The organism is Tardiphaga sp. P4_G1, assembly GCF_056401215.1.
Genome location: NZ_JBFUJU010000001.1, coordinates 808,948 through 830,022, shown reverse-complemented (window position 1 = coordinate 830,022; position 21,075 = coordinate 808,948). Strand labels below are relative to the sequence as shown.

The following is a 21,075-nucleotide window of genomic DNA, read 5'->3' as shown; positions in this document are numbered from 1 at the left end:
GGTTCGGCCCGATCGGGCCGTCCAGCATGTTCCCCCGGCGGCTGAAGTCGGGATATATTGGGACGCTCTGAAGTCCGGTCCCACAACCATGTCCTCTGCCATTGCGGCATTCTTTCAGCGGGTCCGATCGTCCTCGCTCTCGATCGGCCAGCTGACCTTCAGCGGGTTCCTGCTGGTGCTGACGGTGATCCTGATCACCAGCGTCGCCAGCGTGGTCGCGATCCGTCATATTGACAATACCTTCGCCGAGCTTGAGCGGCTGCAGAGCGTCGGCGATCTGGCCGAAAACATCGACCGCCGCCTGATCAGCCTGCGGCTGGCAGCACGCGATTTCGTCACCGATCCCGACGCACAACCGGAAAAGGTCTCGCAGGCTGCCACGGCGCTCGGCGATCTCCTGAAGAAGACCCGGATCGAGCTCGCGCCCGAGCAGCGCGACATGATCGACGGTGTCGATGCGCGGCTGACCAAGTATCGCGAAGGGATTGAGCGCGTCTCATCGCTGATTGCACGTCGCTCCGCTATGCTGGCGACGCTCCCGCCGCTCCGCGAGCAATTCGAGAACGCCGTTCCGGATGTGACGAATTCAAATGCCGCCAAGGCCATGTTCCGGGCGCAGAACGAGATCGCGGCGGCTTTGCTGGCGCGCGATCCGATCGGAGCCGAGCAGGCCGCCCAGCGCATGCGTGCGCTGCCGATCAGCACGCCCGCGCTTCGTGCGGCCGCCGATGCCTACACCGATGCAATCATCTCGATCTCGGAAACCGAGAGCGAGATCGCCGATCTCGACAGGGATGTGCTTGGCGCCGAAGGCCGATTAATCGGGCGGGTGACCGAATTGTTGCGCGAGCTTAGCGCCCGTCGCGGCCGCGTCCTGTCGCGTGAGTTCGCGCGCACGCTGACCGAGGCAAGATGGCAAAGCATCATCCTTGGCACGGCGGGCGTTCTGGTCGGGCTGTTGGCGGCACTATTCGTGGTGCGGCGGATCGTGAAGCCGCTGAAGGCGATTGCCAAGTCGATCCGTGCGCTAGCTGGCGGCGCCAAGCACACGCCGATCCCGGCCATGGATCTGGAGAATGAAATCGGTGACATCGCGCGCGCCGCGGAGGTGTTCCGCAAGACGCTGGTCGATGCCGATGCCGCGCGCGAGGCGGCCTTGCATGCGTTGGCCGAGCAGAGGCTGGCGGAAGAGAGTTATCGCAAGCTGTTTGAAGGATCCGTCGACGGCATCTATGTGACGACGCCGGCAGGTGCGCTGCTCAATGCCAATCCGGCACTGGCGCGGATGATGGGGTATGATTCACCGGAAGACCTGATCCGCGCCACGCTGGATATCTCGCGCAACATCTATGTCGATCCCGCGGCGCGCGCCGAGTATCAGCAGCGCATGGCAAGCGACGGAATGGTGCGCGAATTCGAGTATCAGGTCCGTCAACGGCACGACACGGTCCTCTGGCTGTCCGACAGCGCCACGGCGGTCCGCGACGAGAATGGCGAGGTTGTGCGCTATGAGGGAACAGTCCGCGACATCACCAACCAGAAACATGCCGAAGCCGCGATCAGGGAAGGTCGCAGGTTGCTGCAGCAGGTCATCGATACCGTTCCTGCCGTCATCAACGTAAAAGACACCGATCTGCGATACGTCTTGATGAACCGGTATATGGCGGGGATTTTCGGCATCGAGCCCGGTGAGGCGATCGGGAAAACCACTGGCGAGTTGATGATGCGCTTTGGCGCGTCGAAGACCGACTCGCCTGACAAGATGGTGCTGGCGACCAGAAAGGGCCTCGGTTTCTACGAGGAAGAGTACAAGGACGCTGCCGGTGTGATGCGGCAGTGGCTGGTCAACAAGCTGCCTTTGCTGACGACCGATGGTGATATCCAGAACATCGTGACCGTGGCGCTCGATATCGGCCAGCGCAAGCGCAGCGAGCAGGAGATGCTCAAGGCCAAGGACGCCGCCGAAACGGCGCTACGCAATCTGCGTGAGACGCAGAATTCGCTGATCGAGGCGGAGAAGCTCGCGGCGCTTGGGCGGCTGGTTGCCGGCGTAGCCCATGAGGTCAACAATCCCGTGGGCATCAGCCTAACCGTGGCGTCATCGCTGGAACGCAAGATTGCGCTGTTCGGCGAGGAGGTTGCGCGCGGCGAGCTGCGCCGCTCGACCCTGACTGAGTTCATCGAGTCCAACCGCGACGCGGCGGCACAATTGGTTGCTAATCTCAATCGCGCGGCTGAGTTGATCCAGTCGTTCAAGCAGGTTTCCGCTGACCGCAATTATTCCGACCAGCGCGTCTTTGATCTCGCCGATCTCACCGAGCAGGTGGTGATGAGTTTGAAACCGGGATTGCGAAAACAGAAGCTGGCGCTTTCGGTCGACTGCAAGCCAGGACTGACGATGAACAGCTATCCGGGTCCGTATGGTCAGGTGCTGACCAATCTGTTCCTCAATTCCGTCGCTCATGCATTTCCCGATGGCAATGGTGGCTCGGTCGAGATCAAGGTGCAGGAAGCCGGCAACGATCATGTGGAAATTCTTTTCGCGGATAACGGCGTCGGCATGAGCCCTGAGGTCCGGCGGCGTGCTTTCGACCCGTTCTTCACGACGCGCCGGGATCAGGGTGGCACAGGCCTGGGCCTGCACATCGTCTACAGCATCGTCACCAGCCGCCTCGGTGGTCGTCTGCATCTGCAGTCCGATCCGGGGCAGGGAACGCGCATCCAGATCATCCTGCCGCGCGTCGCTCCGCTGGAGATGGCTGCGGAATAGCGGACGCTGCTACTGCTGAAATTCCGCAAGCTTGCGCAGTGTCGCGCGGAATATCTGGCTGTGCTTGCCGACGAGCGCTGTGCCGTTCATCGTCGCCGACGTATCCGTGAAAGTACCCGACAGACCGATGCCGACCGGTTGGCTCTGGCCACCGAACAGTGGACTCATGTCAGGGCTGGGCGTGTGCTGCATGACGGAAACTTCGCCCTTGAAGGTGCCGGCTTCCTTGTTGAGAACATAGGTACCGACGTAGAACAGGTACGCGTCGCCGCCGAGCAGTTCGCCTTCGCGAAAGGTTACAACACCGCTGCCCTTGCCTGAACGCCCGTCGAGAAGCTCGACATGGATCGAGTAGAGTCCATTCTTCATAATAGCCCGATGGCGCAAACCCGTCCCTTGGTTGCGCAATCAGAAGTATTGCAAAGACCGTATACCAACGTCAACGCATTCGCGGGCGCTGTTGGTGCACGAGCGAAAGACCGAGTGACGCAGGTGCGCTCGCTTGCCGCCTTGGCACTTCGCGACGAGGGCGTTCTTAAATACCTCTGCCATTGAAGTTATCACCACAAATTCGCTGCAGTGCGAAGAGAGCCTGCCGGTGCTAATGGAGAATCGCCTATCGTTTGATTGGGCGTCTGTCGCGAAGTTGAAGCGCAGCCGTTCTTCGATAGTCGTATGATGCGCTTTGCGTGAGTGACTACGGAAGAGGCGGGTACTTTGCCCGCGACAAACCTGAACATCATTGTGCCGGCCGGGGGCTGGAGCAAGCAAATGAGCGACTGGATGACTTCCGGCGCCGACGCGCCGTGTTCGCCAACTACTATCTCTCACGATCGACGCGTCCGGCGTCGTGCAGGCTGGCCGAAGCTGGGAGCGCCGACCTTATGTATTGCGGTTCTGTTATCAGTGCCGCTGATGCAATCGGTCGCTGCGCGCGATCGCGGACAATTCGCCAATACCAGCCCCGATCTGAAAGCCTGGTTCGATAGTCTGCGCAGCGGCAAGGGTCCGTGTTGTTCCGATGCAGACGGCAGCGCCGTCAGCGATGTGGATTGGGAATCCAACAGTGGACACTACAAGGTGCGGATCGACGGGATGTGGCTCGACGTACCGGACGAAGCTGTCATCACGGTGCCGAACCGCGTCGGTCGCACCATGGTGTGGCCGATACAGGGGTCGTCCGGCACAGTGATCCGTTGTTTCATGCCAGGTAGCATGACGTAGCTGGTCACAACGCCCGGCGGACCGATGCGAGCGCGGCGATCAGCGAGATCGCCGCGAGGACAATGACCGCGGCGCCATAGATATCGAGCGTGAGCGGCAGGCCGAGCGTCGGGATCGCCAAGCCTGCGACGATAGTCGGCAGGCTGAAGGCGAGATAGCAGATAATGAAAATTACCGAGAGCAATCCAGCGCGTTCATGCGCGGGGACCAGCGGCACAACGGTCCGGATGCTACCGAAGAATCCGGCGCCGAAGCCAAAGCCGGCAATGACCGTGCCGACCAATAGTTGTGGGACGCTTTGTGTGTAGACCCCGCCCAGCGTGATCAGCACGCCGAGAATAAGACACGCCATGCTGCGGATCAGAATGGTGGTGCCAGGCCATTTGTGTGCCACCAGCATCGAGGCGGCACCGCTCAAGGTCAGCGCTGTCACGGCGAGTCCACCAAGGAGAGGCGAATTCGATCCGGTGATGAGCCGGAGCAGCGAGGGCATCAGCGACAAGTAGAATCCGCCCAACGCCCAGACGGCAACGTTGCCCGGCGAGACCAGGGTCAAGGGTTGTCGTACGTGAGGCGGTACGGTCACGATCGGTCGGAGCGACGCCCATGCGCCGGGACGACGCGCAACCGTTTCCGGCATCCACCACAGCAGAATGGCTTGTATGAGCGTTGCTACGAGGAGCAGCAGATAGACCAGTTGGGTCGGCATTGGCGCGTAGCTGACGAGTACGCTGGATAGCAACGCGCCGATCCCTGTGCCCGTTACAGGCGTCAGGCTGTTCATCAGCGATCCGTGCGCGCGATTCAGATCGAGCATGGCAGCACCGATGGTGCCGAAGGCAATGCCGGTTGCAAATCCCTGAATGGTGCGGGCGGTGATCAGTGCCACGACGGAATCTGCCGTAATGAAAACCAGCAGCGCCAGGACATTCAGGATCAGCCCCGAGAACATCACGGGCCGGCGACCGATATAATCCGACAATCCCCCGACCGTCAGCAGCGCAACCAGCAGACTGAGCGCATAGGCGGAGAACACCGTCGTGACCATGACCGGCGAGAGGTGCCAGTGGTCCTGATAGATCCGGTAGAGTGGCGTCGGTGCGCTGGCGAACATGGCGACAGTGCCGAGCGTTGCGATCTGAAAAATAATGGCAGCGCGACGCGTCATCACGCCTTTCGGCCGGGCGTCGAGATTGCTGGACATCGGGAAGGGACCTAATGGACAAGGTGGGCAAGCCCAACGGTCGCTTCCGTCCTTGATTGATTTTACCGCTGTCCAATGCTCGCTCAGGTGATGCGCGGAGCAACAGCAGAGAAAGATGATGCACGCATGGCCAAGCCTTCACAACGGCGGCTGGCTCGCGCGCCCTGTGCGAGATTGCATGGCTCGTCTGGATCGCGCCCCTTAACACGGCGCGAATCTTTCCTATACTCAGGCTGTCACGAACAATGAAAGGAGGTGGTCCAGTGTCTAATTCCAAGCGCTGTCACCTCGCTGAGGCCGCCCGCTAGGCTCACTCTTTGAGCTTCGGAAGGGCGTCTCGGCGCCTGGTTCAGCGAGAACAGGGAAGGGGCGCGCCGAGTGATCGGTGCGCCCTTTCTTCTGAGCGCAAACCTGTCGCGCCGTGAAACATGACGCTTGATCTGCCGGTCATCCGTGACAATCTATCAGACGTTGCTTGTGTCCGGAGTAGCAGCAATGCCGGGAACACCGCGCGATCTGGCGGAGAGAATGGCCGCGCGCCAGCAGCGGCGTGCCATCGATGACGGCTATGTGCGCGAGAGCTTCACACAGCCACGCGAAAACGCCCGCAAGACGGCGCGGGCGTTTTTGGACCGGTTTCCGAAGCAGGCTTACATGAGTGAAGTTGAGCGCTGGCGCGAGCTGCCAGACGGCGACATTGAATTTACGATGCGGCGGCTGCGGACCGCTGATTGAGCTGACAGGCGGCAATCATCTGGCTGATGTCGTGCTCGCTCATGCCTGTAGCGGCCGATTTTTCGACTGGATCGGCAGCACATGCGTGGATCGCATAGCCGATATCGAGAAGACGACGCGGCGGATCTTCCTCGCCCAGGCCGACTTCCATCACCAAGCCACTCTCGACGGCATGCCGCCAGACATCGGATTTGTTGGGGAAGGCCTTACTGACTTTGACCGAATTTGAAAACAGCGCGTAGGGCATGCGGCAACCTCCGTGATGAGGCGATAACGCGGAATATGGCATCTGGTTGCGCTGCAGCAAGCCCCACTTTCGTTGCCCACGAGGTCGTGATGATCGGTCGGCCGTCAGTCCCGCTGGGTAATCCGCAATTCCAGCAGCGCCATGGTCTGGAGCATCGTGGGATCGCGTTCACCCTCGCTTGTGGTGCGCAGGATGCTTTCGGCGATGGATTGCACGTGAGCGGAGTTGACGGGATGCGGCAGCGTTGAAACAGCCCCGTCCAGCGCTTGTTTCATCACTGAGATTGTGTCTGGCGGAAACGCGGCATGGGAAAAATTCTTCACGGTGGCTCCCGGGTTCAAACGGACAAACGCACCCAACTGTTCACGGGATAACAAGAGTTCGGGCGCGCGAATGTTCCTGCCGCAAAGTTGGGCAGATCGGCGCAGCGGCGTCAGCCGCTGCGTGTCGGGTGCCAGGTTCCGGAAACGGTCGCAGGGATGTCAGGATTCGGTGTCAGCCGGCCGGGCGGCTTTCTTCTTGGCGCCCTGTCGCAGAAATGTCGCGCCGATCTCCTCGCCATTGACCCAGGCCAGCTCGCAGCGACGGAATGCCAGTCCTGTGGACGACAGCAGCAGGAAGAATTCCTTGAGATTGATACCCTCGATCGAACTCTCGACGATAAGGCGCGCGCCCGTCTCGGACACGTCCATGATGCGGCAACTGCGGCGCCATGTGCCGTCAATGGCCATGAGCCAGACAGGGAAACCGCGCTCGAACGCGACGCGGCCAGCATTTGGTTTTTCAGGGGTCATCGACGCTTCCTTGGCGCCGGGGATTTTAAATTGGATGGTGGTAACGGCTGGTAAATGCCGCTGACGGCAGGCTTTGCGGTTCAGCACGCCATCGAGATGCTGTTTTGAATAAGCGCCGCGGCGCACAGCCTTATTCGGTTGAATCGTGCAACCGCAACGACGGGTTTCAGACGCGGCGGTTGTGGAGGTGCGCGTTAACGGAATGGTTACAAGCTGGTGCAATGTAAAGTGGAATCCATGGCTTGTTGAAGGGCCTCGGCGGAGCACGTTACTGCATGAACACGCCAGCTGCCCTGATATCTGCCGGCGTGGGTGCAGCGTTTTTTGCGGCCGCATCCGTGTTCTATTATCAGCCGTCCTTCATTCGGCCCGACTATGCGCTGGATGCCATCCTGACAACCAATAACTCGAAGGCGCGTGCTGCAGTCACGCGACTCTTGCTCAATCCGTCATCTGCGCAATTCGATGGCTTGCGGTCGGTCCAGGTCGATAACAGGAAATATGTTTGCGGCAGCGTGAACGCCAAGGACAAATCGGGAGCTTACACCGGGCATCGAGCTTTCGTTTACACGGTCGCCATCGACTTTGCGCGTATCGACGACGATGGAGAGATCGCGCAACGGCACGATGCGTACAAGGCTTGTCCGGTCTCTGAAGAAGAAGAGAAGCTGGCTCAACAGAAGATCGGCATATCACCCAGTGCGCTCCAGGCGATCAAGCTGGTTCAAAAGACGCTGCCGGCAGCCGATCCGTCAGTGCTCACGGACATGGCGTCGCAACTATCACCTGCGGGCAGTGGACCGGCCGGGACGACCGAGCAGCAACTCGGACGTCTGGCCGGCCAACCCGGCTCGGGCGGGCAGCAATCGGGAAATCAGACATTCAAAACCACGCCCGGCCCCGAATCCAACTGGCGTGCCGACAAGCCGCCGACCGCGTGGCCAGTCTTTCCGCCGGACCACGCGTTGACGAAGCCGGTGCAGAAACGAACGAATGCTGAGGCGTTGGTGCTGGCAAAATCGGTTGAAGATCTCTGGGCGAAGTCCAAAGCGGGAACCTCATCTCAGCGGCCTTCGCCGGACGAAATTCGGGAAGCCCTCCGGGCTCTGATGGCCATTGATGCCAAGAGTGCGGAGTTTCCTCAGGCTTGGGCGGCATTCGTGCGGCTGCGGACGATCGAGCGCGAAGCGAGCGCCTAGTCTCTGGAAAAGCCGAATGGACACAGGCGTTTAAGGGCACCTGTGATGGTGCACTCGGAGCGATTCGAACGCCCGACCCTCGGAATCGAAATCCGATGCTCTATCCAGCTGAGCTACGAGTGCGACGGCGGCACCATAGCGGCGAAAGTCGCAAAAGCTAGCCCCGCGATGGGGGAGCGCAGCGGTTTTGCCTAACGTCGGGGAGGCTGCTCGCTATAGTCTGCCTTCATGAATCAAGGCCGACTCAAATCCGGTCCGGTGGATTTTGTCCTGTCCGGGTGGCTACCGACTGCGCTGCTTCTGATCGTGACCTTAGTGGTCGGTCCCGCGCTGGGCGGATTGTCGCGTCCGCTCTTCGTGGTCGGCTGCGCCGCTGCTGGCTGGCTGGCCTGGCAACGCAGCACCGCGGCCCATATCCAGTCGGCCATCCTGCTGTTTGCCTTCGCTCCATTCGTGCGGCGCGTGGTCGATGTGTCGGTCGGCTACGACGCGGCCAGCATCATGCTGATCGGGCCGCTGCTGTTCATCCTGACGCCGTTACCGAGCCTGTGGACATTGCTGTCGTCCCGCGAGCAGTTGCGCGATCCCTGGCTGATCGCGCCGGCTATCGTGCTGGCCTGCATCGCTTACGGTGCCATGCTGTCGGTTTTTCAGAATGACTGGATGAGCGCTGCGACAGGTGCGTTGAAGTGGGCGGCGCCCGTGCTTTACGGCATCGCTTTGCAGCAGCGCGCAAAGTCTGATGGCGAACTCGTCAATGCCATGGCGCGCATCTTTCTGGTGGTGCTGCCGCTGACGGGTCTCTACGGCATATGGCAATATGTCGATCCGCCGAGTTGGGATCGGTTCTGGATGAACTACGCCTCGATCCTGTCGGCAGGGTATCCGTTGCCCTATATGGTGCGCGTCTTCAGCACGATGAACGGGCCCGCCACTTACGCGACCTTCACCGCAACGGGACTGCTGTTGCTGGGCTTCCTGAGACCGGGATGGCAGTCGCTGATTGCCCTGGCGCCCGCTGCACTGGGCCTGTTGCTGTCGCTGTATCGGACCGGCTGGATCGCACTCGCGCTGGCCGTGGTGTTCTGCATGGTGTTTCAATCCACACGGCGGCGGGCGCTTGCGACCGGACTTGGCATCGTCGGCGCAGCCATGGCGGCGGTCCTGTTCACGCCCTTCGGCGATGTGATCACCGAGCGGCTGCAGTCGCTCGGCAGCGGTTCCGAGGATGGCAGCGGCAACGAGCGTCTCGAAGAATTCGTGACGCTGTGGAATACACCTGACAGCATGGTGGTGGGATCTGGTTTCAGCTTCACCGATATCGGTGTCGCGGGCACCATGCCGGTCGATGGCCAGATCATTGCCAGCTGGCTCACGCTCGGCATTCCCGTTGGACTGCTCTGTTTGGCAGCCTATATCTGGGTCGGGGTCTGGAGCACGTCTGCGGCATGGCGGATGCCGACCAAAGAAGGCGTGGTGCTCGGCGCTCTGTCGCTCGGCGGTATCCTGATTCACTTGCCTCTGACCAGTATCTCGTCAGGTGAGATATCTGCTCTGTTCTGGATGATCTTCGCGATGGCCTGTCCGCACGACCAGACTGTCAGACCTGCCGAGGATGCCGCGATGCCCCTGGAGCAGGCGCGAACCGGCAGAGTTTAGTCTGACCGGGCTGCCTGGCTGACAAACGGAGCGGGTGCAGGTTTGCGCCTCGGCAGTGGCGCAAGGCCGAGTGGTGCCAGCAGGTTCAGCCGCTGCAACACGACATGGGCTACCATGGGCAAGAGCACGCCGGCCGCGGTGCCTGCGAGGAGATAGGCCCACGGCATTGGCGGCACGTGCAGCATCTGCATGATGATCCGCGTTCCCGACCCAGCCATGATGTGCAGCACATAGATCGTCATGGACATCACGCCGACCAGCGCCAGCCAGCGGTGCCGCGTCTCGTTCAGCAATTTGCAAAGCAGCACCACGCTGGTGATGCCGAGAATACATGCCGGAAGCGATGCTATGCCATTTGCGTCGAAGCCGGCGAGCTGTCCTCCAACGGCAACCGCCGCAGCGAAAGTGGTGGCGATCACGGTCAACATGATCCAGCCCGTTCGCCCATGAGGCTGCCACGCCATCACGATGCGGGTTGCATAGAGACCTGCGACATAGAACGGCAGGTGATGCATGGTGAGCGCAAGATCGGGGCGGATCGGCAACAGCATGAATACGATCAGGCCAGCGAGCGCGACGACAATCATGATGGTGCGATTGGGAATGAGCACTGCCAGTACGTGGCAAATCATCAGGGCGTATAGAAACCAGAATTGCGCCATCGGCCGATACCAGATCGCCACGAGGTCGCTGGTGGTGATCGGAATATTGGCATTGCGCGATATCAGCATGATCACGCCGCCCTGGATCAGCGACCAAAGCACATAGGGATAGGCGATCGTCCACGCCTTACTGCTGAGGAATGCTCGAGTGCCGCGTGTGAGGCTATGCTGTACGTTCAGGCCCGCGAGAAAGAAGAACAGCGGCATGTGGAACGTGTAGAGCGTATAGCTCATCCACTGCGCGAGCGGCCCGTCAGGAAACAGATGTGGCGGTATCAGGCCGCCGAGTACGTGGCCATAGACCACGAGAATGACGCCTATACCGCGTGCGAAATCGATCCAGACCTGACGCGTGCGATCGGTCTGCGATCTTGGTGCTTCTGCATCTTCGACTGGCGATAGTTGCATCGTAGGGCATCGCTGGTTCGGAATGTTTGGATTAGCAAGACAACATACGCCGAGAGCCGTACACCATCGTTAACGCCGATCCATGAAATGGCGGTCGGGCGTTCATAGGTGCTTTTCTGGAAAACAGGCTTGATTTCTCGGTCATTTCGGTGCCCATCTGCGCCGACAAGCTGTCGGCAAGCCGTTCTGTGGCCAGTTCGGTCTCTGCCACATGTTCGAGGACTACCTGTGACTGACTACGTTCGCAAAATCCTGGACAGCCGCGTCTACGACGTCGCGATCCAGACGCCGCTGGACCCGATGGTTCGGCTGACCGCGCGCATGGGGAGCCCCGTGCTGCTCAAGCGCGAGGATTTGCAGCCGGTGTTCTCGTTTAAGATTCGTGGCGCGTACAACCGCATTGCGGGGCTGTCTGCGGAGCAGCGCGCGGCCGGCGTGATTTGCGCGTCGGCTGGCAATCATGCGCAGGGCGTGGCGCTGTCGGCGCAGCGGCTCGGGATCAAGGCAACCATCGTGATGCCGGTGACCACGCCGCCGATCAAGATCGATGCTGTCAGATATTGGGGCGGCAATGCCGTGCTGTTCGGCGACACGTTCGACGAAGCAGCGGCGCATGCGCGCAAGCTCGAGGCCGAGCAGAAGCTGACCTTCGTGCATCCCTATGACGATCCCGACGTGATCGCGGGGCAGGGCACCATCGGCATGGAAATCCTGCAGCAGCATCCCGATCCCATCGAGGCGGTGTTCGTGCCGATCGGCGGCGGCGGGCTTGCGGCCGGCGTTGCCTCCTTCATCAAATTTCTGCGCCCGGAGACCAAGGTCATCGGTGTCGAGCCGGTCGATGCCGCATCGATGAAAGCCGCGATAGATGCTGGCGAGCGCGTCGTTCTCAATCGCGTCGGTCTGTTTGCCGACGGCGTGGCCGTGCGCCAGGCCGGCGTCGAAACATTCCGTCTCTGCCGCGAATTGCTCGATGATGTGATCACGGCGGACACCGACGAGATGTGCGCTGCCATCAAGGATATTTTCGAGGATATGCGCGTGATTGCGGAGCCGGCCGGCGCCTTGGCGCTGGCAGGACTGAAGAGCTATGCCGCGAACAATCCCACGCGCACCGGCGCGCTAATTGCCATCAACAGCGGCGCCAACATGAATTTCGATCGCCTGCGGCACGTCGCAGAGCGTGCCGAGGTCGGTGAGGCCCGCGAGATCCTGCTGGGCGTGACCATTCCGGAGCAGCCCGGCAGTTATCGCCGCTTCATCCAGACCATTGGCAATCACAACATTACCGAGTTCAACTATCGCTATGCCGATGCCAAGGAAGCCAATGTCTTTGTCGGCCTGAAGCTGAGCGGCGCGAAGAACGACAAGGGCGAGCTGATCGGGCAATTGCAGGCGCTCGGCTACAAGGTGCTGGACATCAGCGCGGACGAGACCGCCAAGTTGCACATCCGCTATATGGTTGGCGGGCGAGCACCGCCGGCTTTGCGGGACGAGGTTATCCTGCGCTTCGAGTTTCCGGAGCGTCCGGGCGCCTTGCTGAAATTCCTCGACCAGATGGGCGCGGACTGGAACATCACGCTGTTCCACTACCGTAACCACGGCGCGGATTACGGCCGGGTGCTTGTTGGGATTGAAGTCCCGCAGGCCGATCGGCCGACCCTGACGCAGCGGCTGACCTCCCTCGGCTATCCCTATGAGGACGAAACGCAAAATCCGGTCTACCGGATGTTCCTGAACGGCTAGGCCGGGTAGGGCAGAGAGTGAGGCAGGACCGGTTTCTGCCTTTTTTTCGCTCAAAGGCGATGCTTAACGGAATACTAGCACTGTCCGGCCAGAGTCGGGCGGTGTGCTGATGCCGGAAAATGGGCGTTGGCTTGGGGTCCCTTACCGGTTTCATCACGCGATGCGTCTTTCGCTGCTGCCTGTTCTGATGTCCCTGCTGGTGCTGTCTGTAGCCCCGGCACGGGCAGATTTGCGCATCACCCGGGACCACGGCGGCTATGTCGAGGAATACAAGGCCAAGTATGAGCGCATCCGCGACCGCAAGGAGCGGGTGATCATCGACGGCATCTGCAATTCGGCCTGCACCCTGGTGTTCGGAATCGTGCCGATGAACAAGGTCTGCGTGACGCCGCGCGCCAGCTTGGGCTTCCATCAGGCCTATTACGACAAGGCCTTCACCTTCGGCATGAAGGTGATTAGCTACGAGGGCACCTCGGACCTGATGGCCTATTATCCGCCGCCGGTGAAAGACTGGCTTGCGCGTAACGGCGGTCTCACGCCGGAAATGAAGAAGATCAAGAACGGCATGGATCTCTGGAAGATCGTCGATCCCTGCCCGGAAGAGTTTTTCTAGCTTTCAATCTTCAAACGACCTGAATGCCTTCGCGGTCATGACACCGCGAGCCGCGCATCGCCGCGCCTGATCAGCGCCAGCGCGATCAGCACCGTCGGCGCGAGAATGCAGGCGGCGAGGGCAATGATCTGCCACTGCGACAGCGGATTGATGCCGCCTCCGGGTGTCGCCATCACGAAGCCACCGATCACCAGCAGCACACGTAGCGGCCATTCCATTGCGCCCGCACGGCGCAGATCGCCGACATAGGCCTGATAGCCCTGGATGCCGCCGCAGATGAAAACGATGCCGAGACAGGCAAGGCCGGTCAGGCCGAACGCTTCTAGGTAAGGGTTGTCGCCCTGCAAGAGCAGCGCCGGATTCAGCACGAAGAAGAACGGGATGAAATAGATGATGCTGCCGACCCACATCGACTCCCAGCCGGTCTTCATCGCCGGTGCGCCAGCGATGCCGGCGGCGGCAAAGGATGCGATGGCGACCGGTGGCGTGATCGACGACAGCATGCCCCAATAGAAGATGAACATGTGCACGGCCATCTTGTTGAGGCCGAGCTTTTCCAGCGCCGGTGCGACAAGGATAGCGAGGAAGATGTAGCAGGACGTCGTCGTCAGGCCGAGGCCGAGGATCAGGCTGGTGAAGGCACACATGATCAGCAGCAGGAAGACGTTGCCGCCGGCGATCGCCAGAAGGTCGTTGGCCAAGCTCGAGATTACGCCGGTGAGCGAGAACGCGCCGATCAGCAACCCACAGCCGGCGAGAATGGCGATCAGTTCGACGAAGGTCTTGCCGTTGAGTTCGAGGAAGTGGATCCATCGTGCACCGCCCCAGTTCTTGCCAGGGAAGAATTCATTGAGCGCTGCGAGGATGCACATTCCCCATAGATAGGCGTTCTGCAGATCGAGCCAGACCATCAATCCGGTCAGCACAATCGAGAGCGCCAGGACGGCGGTGTTGCCCTTCTTCCATGGTGCCGGGCCTGACCATTGATGCAGGATGACCAGCAAAGCGGTGGCGTAGAACGGCGCGTGGCTCTCGCGTTTGAAGTACAGCAGCATCACGACAAGGATCGCGATGACAAAGAGATAGTACCAGCCCTCCTTGAGCGCATCCATGAAGCGGGGCAGTTCCTCGCGCGGGATGCCTTCGAGCTTGTGGCGCGCGGCGTAGCTATCGACCTGCGTGAACAGGCCGAAGTAATACAGGATCGATGGAATCGTGGCAGCGAGTGCGACGTCGGCATAGCTCGTGTTCATGAATTGCGCCATGACGAAGGCCGTCGCGCCCAGCACCGGTGGCGCCAGCACGGCGCCGGTGGACGCGCAGGCTTCGATCGCTCCTGAATAGGACGGCGTGAAGCCGGTTTTCTTCATCGCGGGGATCGTCATCGTTCCAGCGGTGAGCACATTGGACACGATGCTGCCGCCTACGGTGCCGAGCAGGCCGGATGCAAAGATGCACACCTTTGCCGCGCCACCACGGAAGGTACCGCACATCGCGAAGGCAATGTTGATGAAGAACTTGCCGGCACCTGTCATCATCAGCGCCGTGCCGAACACCAGGAAGCCGATCACGGTGTCGGCAAATGCCTGGATCGGAATGCCGAGCAGGCTTTCGCCGGACAGCACGTGATAGGCCGTGGTTTGCTCCAGCGTCGACTGGGTGCCGCGGAACGGTCCGAGCCATTTGGCGTCGGCAAACAGTGGATACAGCGTGAAGGGGAAGACGCTGAGCAACAGGCTCCAGCCGCCGGTGCGGCGCAGCGCCTCCATCAGCACGAACCACATCACGAGGCCTGCGGCGATCACGGGTTTAGGTGCGCCGTCGAATTCCCAGCCAAATTGCGCGGCTTTGCGGATGTTCATCATCAGGAAGATCGCGGCCGCGAAGGTCGCGATGAACAGCACGACGTCGTACCACGGCACTCGGTCGAGATCGGCCTTTGACGTTCCCGGAAAGATCAGGAACGTGAATGGCAGCATCAGCGCGATTAGCAGATAGAAATATTCGGTATTGAGTTGCGTGACATCGACGAAGAAACGCAGCGAAAATTGCTGGTTTATGCAGAGCAGGATGGTCGCGAGGGTGGCTAGTATCAGTGCCCAGCGCCACACGCCATGCAAGGCGCGAACGCGCGAGACCTCGGACTCCTGGAGGTCGGCGACCCCATGGGGATCGTCGAGTTCCATTTTTACGGGAATGTCGGATGCGGGCCGCGCGTGATCGGGTGACGAAATTGACATAATGGCCCCGATTATTGTTCGCGGTTACAGCTAAAAATAACGACGTTATTCAAAGCCGTTCGGCATGCCGACCTTCTTCAGCGCAGCCGCGCGGGCAGTCATCCAGCCGTCGAGAAACTCCTTTTCACCGGCTGATGCACTGGCCTTGGCGTATTCGCTCCATGCCGCCTTCAAGACGTCCTGCCGCTTCAGCAGTCCGTCATTGTGTGCCTGGTCTTCTGGCGTCCAGTTGCCGGCTTCCTTGAGGGCTTTCACGGCGCCGGGATGAAACGGAACGACCCATTTCATAGACTGCGCTTTTACGGCGAGGCCCAAAGCGCCTGGTGCGTTGTCCTTGTAGGCGTCGAAGTTGACGATCATCGCCTTGGTGATCGCGTAGATCTGATCTTCCGCCTGCAAGCCGTAGACGGTCGCGACGGGGTAGGGGTAGGTGCTCATGTTGACGGGCGCTAATGCCGTGATGCCCGCGCCGCAGGTCGCGACATGTGGATTGAAAAACGGTGCCACACGCTTGACGCGCTCCCAGCCGGCCCTGTCTTCCGCGGGGAGGGGCGGCCAGATGATGCCGCGCGGCGATGTCTCAACTTCCTTGGCCGGGCCAGTGATGGTGGTAGCAAAGGCGGCATCGACGTCGTTGTTCACCATGCCTTTCCACATTGCGCCGTAGCTTGCGAACTCGATCGGCTTGATGTCTGCCTTGGTGAGACCGCCGAACGCCATGATGGCAAGCGAGTTCTGGTTCAGGGCAGGTGAGCCGACGACGAAGCCGACGCGTTTGCCGCGTAGATCCTTGATCTCCTTCACGCCGATATCGCGAGCGACGCCGAGCGAGGCGCCATTACAGTCGATGGTCGACAGCGTGACCTGCGCTGGCTGAGGGCCCCATTCCTTGACGCCGAATTCGAACACGCCTTCCTGCGCGAAGTAGATGCCCGAGCCCATCCAGGCGATCGTGGCGCGACCGGCGCGCAATGGCGCCAGCCGCGCGACATCATTGCCGGCAGGCAGCACACGCACATCGGTGGAGTATTTGTCCTTCATCATCTTGCCGACAGCGACGGCGATGTTGAAGCCGGCGGTGCCGGTGTCGTAGGCGGTGACCGCCATGGTCGGTGGAAGCTTGATATCCTGTGCGCATACAGCGCCGGTCGAACTGAGCACGCCAACGGACGCCAGCGCGATAAGCCGGTGAAGCATTTTCCCCTCCAGATGCATTCGCTTTGCGAATTGCTTTTTATTGTTCAGCGATCATGTCATCGCCGTCAGGCGCTGGCAATGTCCTGAGGCCGTTCGCTGGATGATGGGAGCGGTCACCATCTCAGACAGAATGCCGCAGCACATTGGTAAGGCAGTCGAGGTCGTCAGTGCATTCTGCTCACGTCTCGACTGTGCCGAGCAACTGTCCTTCCGCGACCACGTCGTCGACCGCGACGATCATCGATTTGATTTTACCTGCGGCAGGAGAGGCGACCGGAATTTCCATCTTCATGGCTTCGACAAATGCCACTTCGTCTCCTTCATTCACGGAATCGCCGGTTGCCAGCGGCAGCGAGCAGATGCGGCCGGCGACTTCGCTGAGGATCTTGATCTCTGGCATGATGTTCTCCGCGATCACGCGGGCGGCTGCTCGCTATAGGTGTAGCGCCGACGCGACCGGACAATTCCTAAGAATGAGAAGAAACGAGCAGCTTGGTGTTGTCGCCGCAGATTGCCTGAGGTAGCGTAGCCCGCAAGTGGAATATAATTCCGCAGAGTGGAACGGGACGGCGGCGCACATCGGGGCAATCCAACGGATTGGCTCCCCGCAAGATGCGTCGTTTTAAGGGAAACGCATCATGGGACGACGTTCGGAACGGCTCAGCAAACAAGGCATGCTCGCCAGCGATCTGGCAGGCGACGGCGACGTGATCCAAGTGGTTTCGCGCGCCTTTGATATTCTTCGCTGCTTCGAGGGCCATGATGCCCGGCTTGGTAATCTCGAAATCTCCAATCGCTGCGGCCTGCCGCGCTCCACCGTATCGCGCCTGACGCATACGCTGACGCGCATGGGCCAGCTCGCCTATCTGCCTGCAGATCAGAAGTACCGCATCGGATCGAGTGCGGTCGCGATGAGTGCTTCGATGATGCGGGGACTTCAGGTGCGCAACCTGATCCGCCTGCGTTTGCAGGAAGTGGCGGAGCAGGTACCTGGCACGATCGGCTTCACGATTCCCGATCGTTTCCACATGGTCTATCTCGAATATGCCCGCGCCGATCACGCGCTCGGATTGCATTCGACCACCGGCAGCCGCATTGCCATGGGCCGGACTGCAGCCGGTCATGCCTACACCGCAGCGCTCGACGAAGACGTGGGCAATGCTCTGATCAACGATATTGCGCGCGAAATGCCCGAGGACGCCAAGATCCTGCGCGGCAAGATCGTTGGGAACCGTGAATGTCTGCGTGATAACGGCTACGTCCTCGCAGGTGGCCTTTGGTCGCCGCATATTACCGGCATTGCGACGCCGATCTGGTCGCCGCAATATCAGACCTATGTGGTCGTCACCATCGGTCTGCTTGCCGCCATGTATGACGAGCAGCGCCTGCAGGACGAGATCGCTCCGATCCTGCGTCAGCTCAGCGGCACGATCAGCATGATGGTTCAGAACGCAGATAGCGGCCTGACCAGTGCGCCCGTTCCAGATGCGCCTCCCGCGCCAAAAGCTCAGAAAAAAATGCTCCCGGAGGGAATGAATGAACTGGAAGCCGGAACTCGACGACCTCGCCCGGCGCGAAGCCTTCGCGCGGGAGATGGGGGGCGCTGACAAGGTCAAGCGGCAGCATGACCAAGGCCGGCTCACAGTTCGTGAACGTATCGACAGACTGATAGATGCAAAAAGCTTTCACGAAGTCGGGGCAGTCTCCGGCATCGGTGAATATGATGCGTCTGGTGAGCTGAAGCATCTGACGCCGGCGAATTGCGTGTTCGGTCGCGGCAAGATCGACGGCCGTCCCGTCGTCGTTGTTGGCGACGACTTCACCGTGCGCGGCGGTTCGGCAGACGCCTCGATTTCGGCCAAGCCGCTGATGGCCGAGGAAATGGCGCATGACTTCCGGCTGCCGATCATTCGCGTGATCGAAGGCTCCGGCGGCGGCGGCTCGGTGAAGACCATCGAGACCAGGGGCGCAGCCAATCTGCCGGGCGGCGTCGGGGGCACGCGCTGGTACTGGTACACGACGTCCAATCTGGCGCAGGTGCCGGTCGTTGGCCTTGGCCTTGGTTCAGTCGCCGGGCTCGGTGCCGCGCGGCTTGCAGCCAGCCACTACTCGGTCATGACCAAGAATTCCGCGATGTTCGTCGCCGGGCCTCCCGTGGTCGCGCGCCTCGGCCAGTCGCTTGAGAAGAAGGAACTCGGCGGCGCCGATATCCAGACGCGCGCTGGCGGCGTCGATCATGCCGTGGAGACAGAAGAGGAGGCCTTCGCCTGTGCGCGACGCTTCCTGTCCTATCTGCCATCGTCCGTCTATGACCTGCCGCCCACGATCGCCTGCAATGACGATCCCGAACGTGCGGAGGAATCTCTACTGAACGCCGTGCCGCGCAATCGCCGGCAGGTCTACAAGATGCGCCCGATCATCGACGCCGTCGTCGACAAAGGCTCGTTTTTCGAGATGGCGGCGAATTTCGGCCGGCCGATCATCACCGGTTTTGCGCGTCTCGAAGGCCGTGCGGTACTGCTGCTTGCCAGCGATCCGTTCCACTATGGCGGCTCGTGGACCGCGGAAGCCTGCCAGAAGGTCGTGCGCTTCGTCGACCTCGCTGAGACGTTCCATCTGCCTGTCGTCTATCTCATGGATTGCCCGGGTTTCATGATCGGGCTCGATGCGGAGAAGGCAGCGACCATCCGTCACGGCGTGCGCGCCATGGCCGCGGTCAATCAGACCACGGTGCCGTGGTGCACGATCATCATCCGCAATGCGTTCGGCGTCGCTGGCGTGGTGCATCAGCCGGCCAACCGGTTCTCGATGCGTTACGCATGGCCTTCGGCCTATTGGGGCTCGCTGCCGCTGGAAGGCGGCATCGAGGCGGCCTATCGCGCCGAGATCGACGCGGCGGACGATCCAAAGCTCAAGCAGCAGGAGATCGAGGATCGCCTCAACAAGCTGCGCTCGCCATTCCGTTCGGCCGAGAAGTTCTGGGTCGAGGAAGTCATCAACCCCACGAAGACGCGCTCGCTATTGTGTGAGTTTGCGCGTCTTGCCGAACCGCTCCGCACCGCAGGTCCGTCACGGCTGGCGATGCGGCCGTAAGCTATATTCGCCGCAGTAGCACGCTGGCGTTGACGCCGCCGAAGCCGAAGCCATTCGAGAGCACGTGCTCCATGGCCATCGGCCGAGCCTTGCCACGGATCAGATCGATGCCGTCGGCAGACGGATCGGGATTTTCGAGATTGAGCGTGGCCGGAGCGATCTGGTCACGCAGCGCGAGGATCGCATAGACCGCCTCAAGCCCTCCGGCTGCACCGAGCAGGTGGCCCGTGGCGGATTTGGTCGAGCTCACAGCGACGCTGCCGTTTGTCCCAAAGATCGACTTGATCGCTTCGAGCTCGCCGTGATCGCCGACCGGCGTCGATGTGGCATGGGCGTTCAGATGCTGGACGTCGGCAGGCGTGATGTTGGCCTGTGCCAGAGCGATATCCATCGCGCGCCTGGCGCCATCACCGTCCTCGCGGCCGGCTGTCATATGGAACGCATCGGAGGTCGTACCGTAGCCGATCAGTTCGGCAATCGGTTTCGCGCCGCGTGCCAGGGCATGGTCGCGTTCCTCGAGCACCACGATGCCGGCACCTTCGCCCATGACAAAGCCGTCGCGGTCGCGATCGAATGGGCGCGAGGCGCGCTCCGGATTGGCGACGAAGTCGGTGGAGAGCGCGCGAGCGGCGGCGAAGCCGCCGAGACTGACGCGGTCGATGCAGGCTTCGGCACCTCCGGCGATGGCGACGTCCGCTTCGCCGGAGCGAATGAGACGTGTAGCGTCACCGATCGCCTGCACACCGGCGGCGCAAGCTGTTACGGGTGCGCCGAGAGCGCCTTCGAAGCCGTAGCGGATCGAGATGTGACCGGCGGCGAGATTGACCAGGAACGAGGGCACGGTGAACGGTGACAGCCGGCGGATGCCCTTGGTGTCGGTGGTGCGGACCGCGTCGGCAATCGCCGGAAAGCCGCCGATGCCGGAGGCGACGATCGTGGCGGTGCGTTGGCGTTCTCGCGCATCCTTCGGCAGCCAGCCGGCTTGCGCGATGGCTTCATCGGCAGCCATCAGCGCAAACAGGATGAAGCGATCCATCTTCTTCTGGTCCTTGCGCGGCGCCGCCTTGTCGGGATCGAAACCGCCTTCCGGATCGTTGGCGATGTCAGGTACCTGGCCACCGACCTTGGCGGCGAGATCAGCGGTCATGGCTTCCGGCAACAGGCGGAGACCGGATTGACCGGCGAGCAACCGGGACCAGTTGATCTCGACGCCGCAACCGAGCGGCGACACCGCTCCCATCCCCGTAATGACAACGCGGCGCATGATGTATTCCCATTCTGATA

At 61.2% G+C, this 21,075-nt stretch carries 19 protein-coding genes and 1 tRNA gene; 9 read left to right on the top strand and 11 right to left on the bottom strand.

Annotated features, from left to right (window positions below):
* Positions 1-88 precede the first annotated feature (88 nt).
* Complete coding sequence (locus AC1DUY_RS04090) at positions 89-2,770, top strand: PAS domain S-box protein (RefSeq protein WP_478112381.1); 2,682 nt, start codon at positions 89-91, stop codon at positions 2,768-2,770.
* A gap of 9 nt (positions 2,771-2,779) precedes the next feature.
* Here AC1DUY_RS04090 and AC1DUY_RS04085 read toward each other — a convergent pair whose 3' ends face one another.
* On the bottom strand, positions 2,780-3,139 hold the full coding sequence (locus AC1DUY_RS04085) for a GrlR family regulatory protein (RefSeq protein WP_089267259.1): 360 nt from the start codon (positions 3,137-3,139) through the stop codon (positions 2,780-2,782).
* A gap of 402 nt (positions 3,140-3,541) precedes the next feature.
* Here AC1DUY_RS04085 and AC1DUY_RS04080 point away from each other — a divergent pair, with 402 nt between their 5' ends.
* Positions 3,542-3,994, top strand: a complete 453-nt coding sequence (locus tag AC1DUY_RS04080; protein ID WP_478112379.1) for a hypothetical protein — start codon at positions 3,542-3,544, stop codon at positions 3,992-3,994.
* Between the two features lie 4 nt (positions 3,995-3,998).
* Here AC1DUY_RS04080 and AC1DUY_RS04075 read toward each other — a convergent pair whose 3' ends face one another.
* Positions 3,999-5,198 carry an MFS transporter gene (locus AC1DUY_RS04075; RefSeq protein ID WP_478112377.1) on the bottom strand — a complete coding sequence of 400 codons (1,200 nt, stop codon included), beginning with the start codon at positions 5,196-5,198 and terminating at the stop codon, positions 3,999-4,001.
* Positions 5,199-5,693: 495 nt separating this feature from the next.
* On the opposite strand from AC1DUY_RS04075, the gene AC1DUY_RS04070 reads away from it, so the two are divergent.
* Entirely contained in the window at positions 5,694-5,933 is a 240-nt protein-coding gene (locus AC1DUY_RS04070) for a hypothetical protein (protein ID WP_093758827.1), read from the top strand.
* Here AC1DUY_RS04070 and AC1DUY_RS04065 read toward each other — a convergent pair.
* The 3 genes from AC1DUY_RS04065 to AC1DUY_RS04055 form a co-directional block, all read right to left on the bottom strand.
* Positions 5,902-6,180 carry a hypothetical protein gene (locus AC1DUY_RS04065; protein ID WP_439071368.1) on the bottom strand — a complete coding sequence of 93 codons (279 nt, stop codon included), beginning with the start codon at positions 6,178-6,180 and terminating at the stop codon, positions 5,902-5,904. The two genes, AC1DUY_RS04070 and AC1DUY_RS04065, sit on opposite strands and share 32 nt — an antisense overlap.
* A gap of 104 nt (positions 6,181-6,284) precedes the next feature.
* Positions 6,285-6,503: a hypothetical protein gene (locus AC1DUY_RS04060; protein ID WP_093759133.1), complete on the bottom strand. Its 219-nt coding sequence runs from the start codon at positions 6,501-6,503 to the stop codon at positions 6,285-6,287.
* Between the two features lie 159 nt (positions 6,504-6,662).
* Positions 6,663-6,974 (bottom strand): pilus assembly protein PilZ, encoded by a 312-nt coding sequence (locus tag AC1DUY_RS04055; RefSeq protein WP_089267262.1) that lies wholly within the window; start codon positions 6,972-6,974, stop codon positions 6,663-6,665.
* A 275-nt stretch (positions 6,975-7,249) separates the two neighbouring features.
* On the opposite strand from AC1DUY_RS04055, the gene AC1DUY_RS04050 reads away from it, so the two are divergent.
* Positions 7,250-8,173: a hypothetical protein gene (locus AC1DUY_RS04050; protein ID WP_478112374.1), complete on the top strand. Its 924-nt coding sequence runs from the start codon at positions 7,250-7,252 to the stop codon at positions 8,171-8,173.
* 46 nt (positions 8,174-8,219) lie between these two features.
* On the opposite strand, the gene AC1DUY_RS04045 is transcribed toward AC1DUY_RS04050, so the two are convergent.
* Positions 8,220-8,296, bottom strand: a tRNA-Arg gene (locus AC1DUY_RS04045).
* A 105-nt stretch (positions 8,297-8,401) separates the two neighbouring features.
* On the opposite strand from AC1DUY_RS04045, the gene AC1DUY_RS04040 reads away from it, so the two are divergent.
* Positions 8,402-9,832, top strand: a complete 1,431-nt coding sequence (locus AC1DUY_RS04040; protein WP_210269069.1) for an O-antigen ligase family protein — start codon at positions 8,402-8,404, stop codon at positions 9,830-9,832.
* On the opposite strand, the gene AC1DUY_RS04035 is transcribed toward AC1DUY_RS04040, so the two are convergent.
* Positions 9,829-10,902: an acyltransferase family protein gene (locus AC1DUY_RS04035; protein WP_478112371.1), complete on the bottom strand. Its 1,074-nt coding sequence runs from the start codon at positions 10,900-10,902 to the stop codon at positions 9,829-9,831. The genes AC1DUY_RS04040 and AC1DUY_RS04035 overlap by 4 nt on opposite strands.
* Positions 10,903-11,130: 228 nt before the next feature.
* Here AC1DUY_RS04035 and ilvA point away from each other — a divergent pair, with 228 nt between their 5' ends.
* Both ilvA and AC1DUY_RS04025 read left to right on the top strand, forming a co-directional pair.
* Positions 11,131-12,648: a threonine ammonia-lyase, biosynthetic gene (gene ilvA / locus AC1DUY_RS04030; protein WP_184516047.1), complete on the top strand. Its 1,518-nt coding sequence runs from the start codon at positions 11,131-11,133 to the stop codon at positions 12,646-12,648.
* A 160-nt stretch (positions 12,649-12,808) separates the two neighbouring features.
* On the top strand, positions 12,809-13,261 hold the full coding sequence (locus tag AC1DUY_RS04025; RefSeq protein ID WP_092151927.1) for a hypothetical protein: 453 nt from the start codon (positions 12,809-12,811) through the stop codon (positions 13,259-13,261).
* Positions 13,262-13,296: 35 nt separating this feature from the next.
* Here AC1DUY_RS04025 and AC1DUY_RS04020 read toward each other — a convergent pair whose 3' ends face one another.
* The 3 genes from AC1DUY_RS04020 to AC1DUY_RS04010 form a co-directional block, all read right to left on the bottom strand.
* Positions 13,297-15,501 (bottom strand): TRAP transporter permease, encoded by a 2,205-nt coding sequence (locus AC1DUY_RS04020; RefSeq protein WP_478112369.1) that lies wholly within the window; start codon positions 15,499-15,501, stop codon positions 13,297-13,299.
* A gap of 45 nt (positions 15,502-15,546) precedes the next feature.
* Positions 15,547-16,698 carry a TAXI family TRAP transporter solute-binding subunit gene (locus AC1DUY_RS04015; protein ID WP_478112367.1) on the bottom strand — a complete coding sequence of 384 codons (1,152 nt, stop codon included), beginning with the start codon at positions 16,696-16,698 and terminating at the stop codon, positions 15,547-15,549.
* A 178-nt stretch (positions 16,699-16,876) separates the two neighbouring features.
* Positions 16,877-17,098 carry an acyl-CoA carboxylase biotin carboxyl carrier protein subunit gene (locus tag AC1DUY_RS04010; RefSeq protein WP_068730696.1) on the bottom strand — a complete coding sequence of 74 codons (222 nt, stop codon included), beginning with the start codon at positions 17,096-17,098 and terminating at the stop codon, positions 16,877-16,879.
* A 238-nt stretch (positions 17,099-17,336) separates the two neighbouring features.
* On the opposite strand from AC1DUY_RS04010, the gene AC1DUY_RS04005 reads away from it, so the two are divergent.
* Both AC1DUY_RS04005 and AC1DUY_RS04000 read left to right on the top strand, forming a co-directional pair.
* On the top strand, positions 17,337-18,305 hold the full coding sequence (locus AC1DUY_RS04005; protein WP_478112364.1) for an IclR family transcriptional regulator: 969 nt from the start codon (positions 17,337-17,339) through the stop codon (positions 18,303-18,305).
* Complete coding sequence (locus AC1DUY_RS04000) at positions 18,235-19,791, top strand: acyl-CoA carboxylase subunit beta (RefSeq protein WP_478112362.1); 1,557 nt, start codon at positions 18,235-18,237, stop codon at positions 19,789-19,791. Before AC1DUY_RS04005 ends, AC1DUY_RS04000 begins: the two co-directional genes overlap by 71 nt.
* A gap of 1 nt (position 19,792) precedes the next feature.
* Here AC1DUY_RS04000 and fabF read toward each other — a convergent pair whose 3' ends face one another.
* On the bottom strand, positions 19,793-21,055 hold the full coding sequence (gene fabF, locus AC1DUY_RS03995; RefSeq protein ID WP_478112360.1) for a beta-ketoacyl-ACP synthase II: 1,263 nt from the start codon (positions 21,053-21,055) through the stop codon (positions 19,793-19,795).
* Between the last annotated feature and the right edge of the window lie 20 nt (positions 21,056-21,075).

What these genes read in the sequence shown, in the direction of transcription:
- AC1DUY_RS04010 (WP_068730696.1), bottom strand. Translation starts at nt 17,098, where the DNA reads ATGCCAGAGATCAAGATCCTCAGCGAAGTCGCCGGCCGCATCTGCTCG.
- AC1DUY_RS04050 (WP_478112374.1), top strand. Translation starts at nt 7,250, where the DNA reads ATGAACACGCCAGCTGCCCTGATATCTGCCGGCGTGGGTGCAGCGTTT.
- AC1DUY_RS04055 (WP_089267262.1), bottom strand. Translation starts at nt 6,974, where the DNA reads ATGACCCCTGAAAAACCAAATGCTGGCCGCGTCGCGTTCGAGCGCGGT.
- AC1DUY_RS04035 (WP_478112371.1), bottom strand. Translation starts at nt 10,902, where the DNA reads ATGCAACTATCGCCAGTCGAAGATGCAGAAGCACCAAGATCGCAGACC.
- AC1DUY_RS04015 (WP_478112367.1), bottom strand. Translation starts at nt 16,698, where the DNA reads ATGCTTCACCGGCTTATCGCGCTGGCGTCCGTTGGCGTGCTCAGTTCG.
- AC1DUY_RS04040 (WP_210269069.1), top strand. Translation starts at nt 8,402, where the DNA reads ATGAATCAAGGCCGACTCAAATCCGGTCCGGTGGATTTTGTCCTGTCC.
- AC1DUY_RS04075 (WP_478112377.1), bottom strand. Translation starts at nt 5,198, where the DNA reads ATGTCCAGCAATCTCGACGCCCGGCCGAAAGGCGTGATGACGCGTCGC.
- AC1DUY_RS04000 (WP_478112362.1), top strand. Translation starts at nt 18,235, where the DNA reads ATGAACTGGAAGCCGGAACTCGACGACCTCGCCCGGCGCGAAGCCTTC.
- AC1DUY_RS04080 (WP_478112379.1), top strand. Translation starts at nt 3,542, where the DNA reads ATGAGCGACTGGATGACTTCCGGCGCCGACGCGCCGTGTTCGCCAACT.
- AC1DUY_RS04090 (WP_478112381.1), top strand. Translation starts at nt 89, where the DNA reads ATGTCCTCTGCCATTGCGGCATTCTTTCAGCGGGTCCGATCGTCCTCG.
- AC1DUY_RS04085 (WP_089267259.1), bottom strand. Translation starts at nt 3,139, where the DNA reads ATGAAGAATGGACTCTACTCGATCCATGTCGAGCTTCTCGACGGGCGT.
- AC1DUY_RS04025 (WP_092151927.1), top strand. Translation starts at nt 12,809, where the DNA reads ATGCGTCTTTCGCTGCTGCCTGTTCTGATGTCCCTGCTGGTGCTGTCT.
- AC1DUY_RS04020 (WP_478112369.1), bottom strand. Translation starts at nt 15,501, where the DNA reads ATGTCAATTTCGTCACCCGATCACGCGCGGCCCGCATCCGACATTCCC.
- AC1DUY_RS04005 (WP_478112364.1), top strand. Translation starts at nt 17,337, where the DNA reads ATGGGACGACGTTCGGAACGGCTCAGCAAACAAGGCATGCTCGCCAGC.
- AC1DUY_RS04070 (WP_093758827.1), top strand. Translation starts at nt 5,694, where the DNA reads ATGCCGGGAACACCGCGCGATCTGGCGGAGAGAATGGCCGCGCGCCAG.
- fabF (WP_478112360.1), bottom strand. Translation starts at nt 21,055, where the DNA reads ATGCGCCGCGTTGTCATTACGGGGATGGGAGCGGTGTCGCCGCTCGGT.
- AC1DUY_RS04065 (WP_439071368.1), bottom strand. Translation starts at nt 6,180, where the DNA reads ATGCCCTACGCGCTGTTTTCAAATTCGGTCAAAGTCAGTAAGGCCTTC.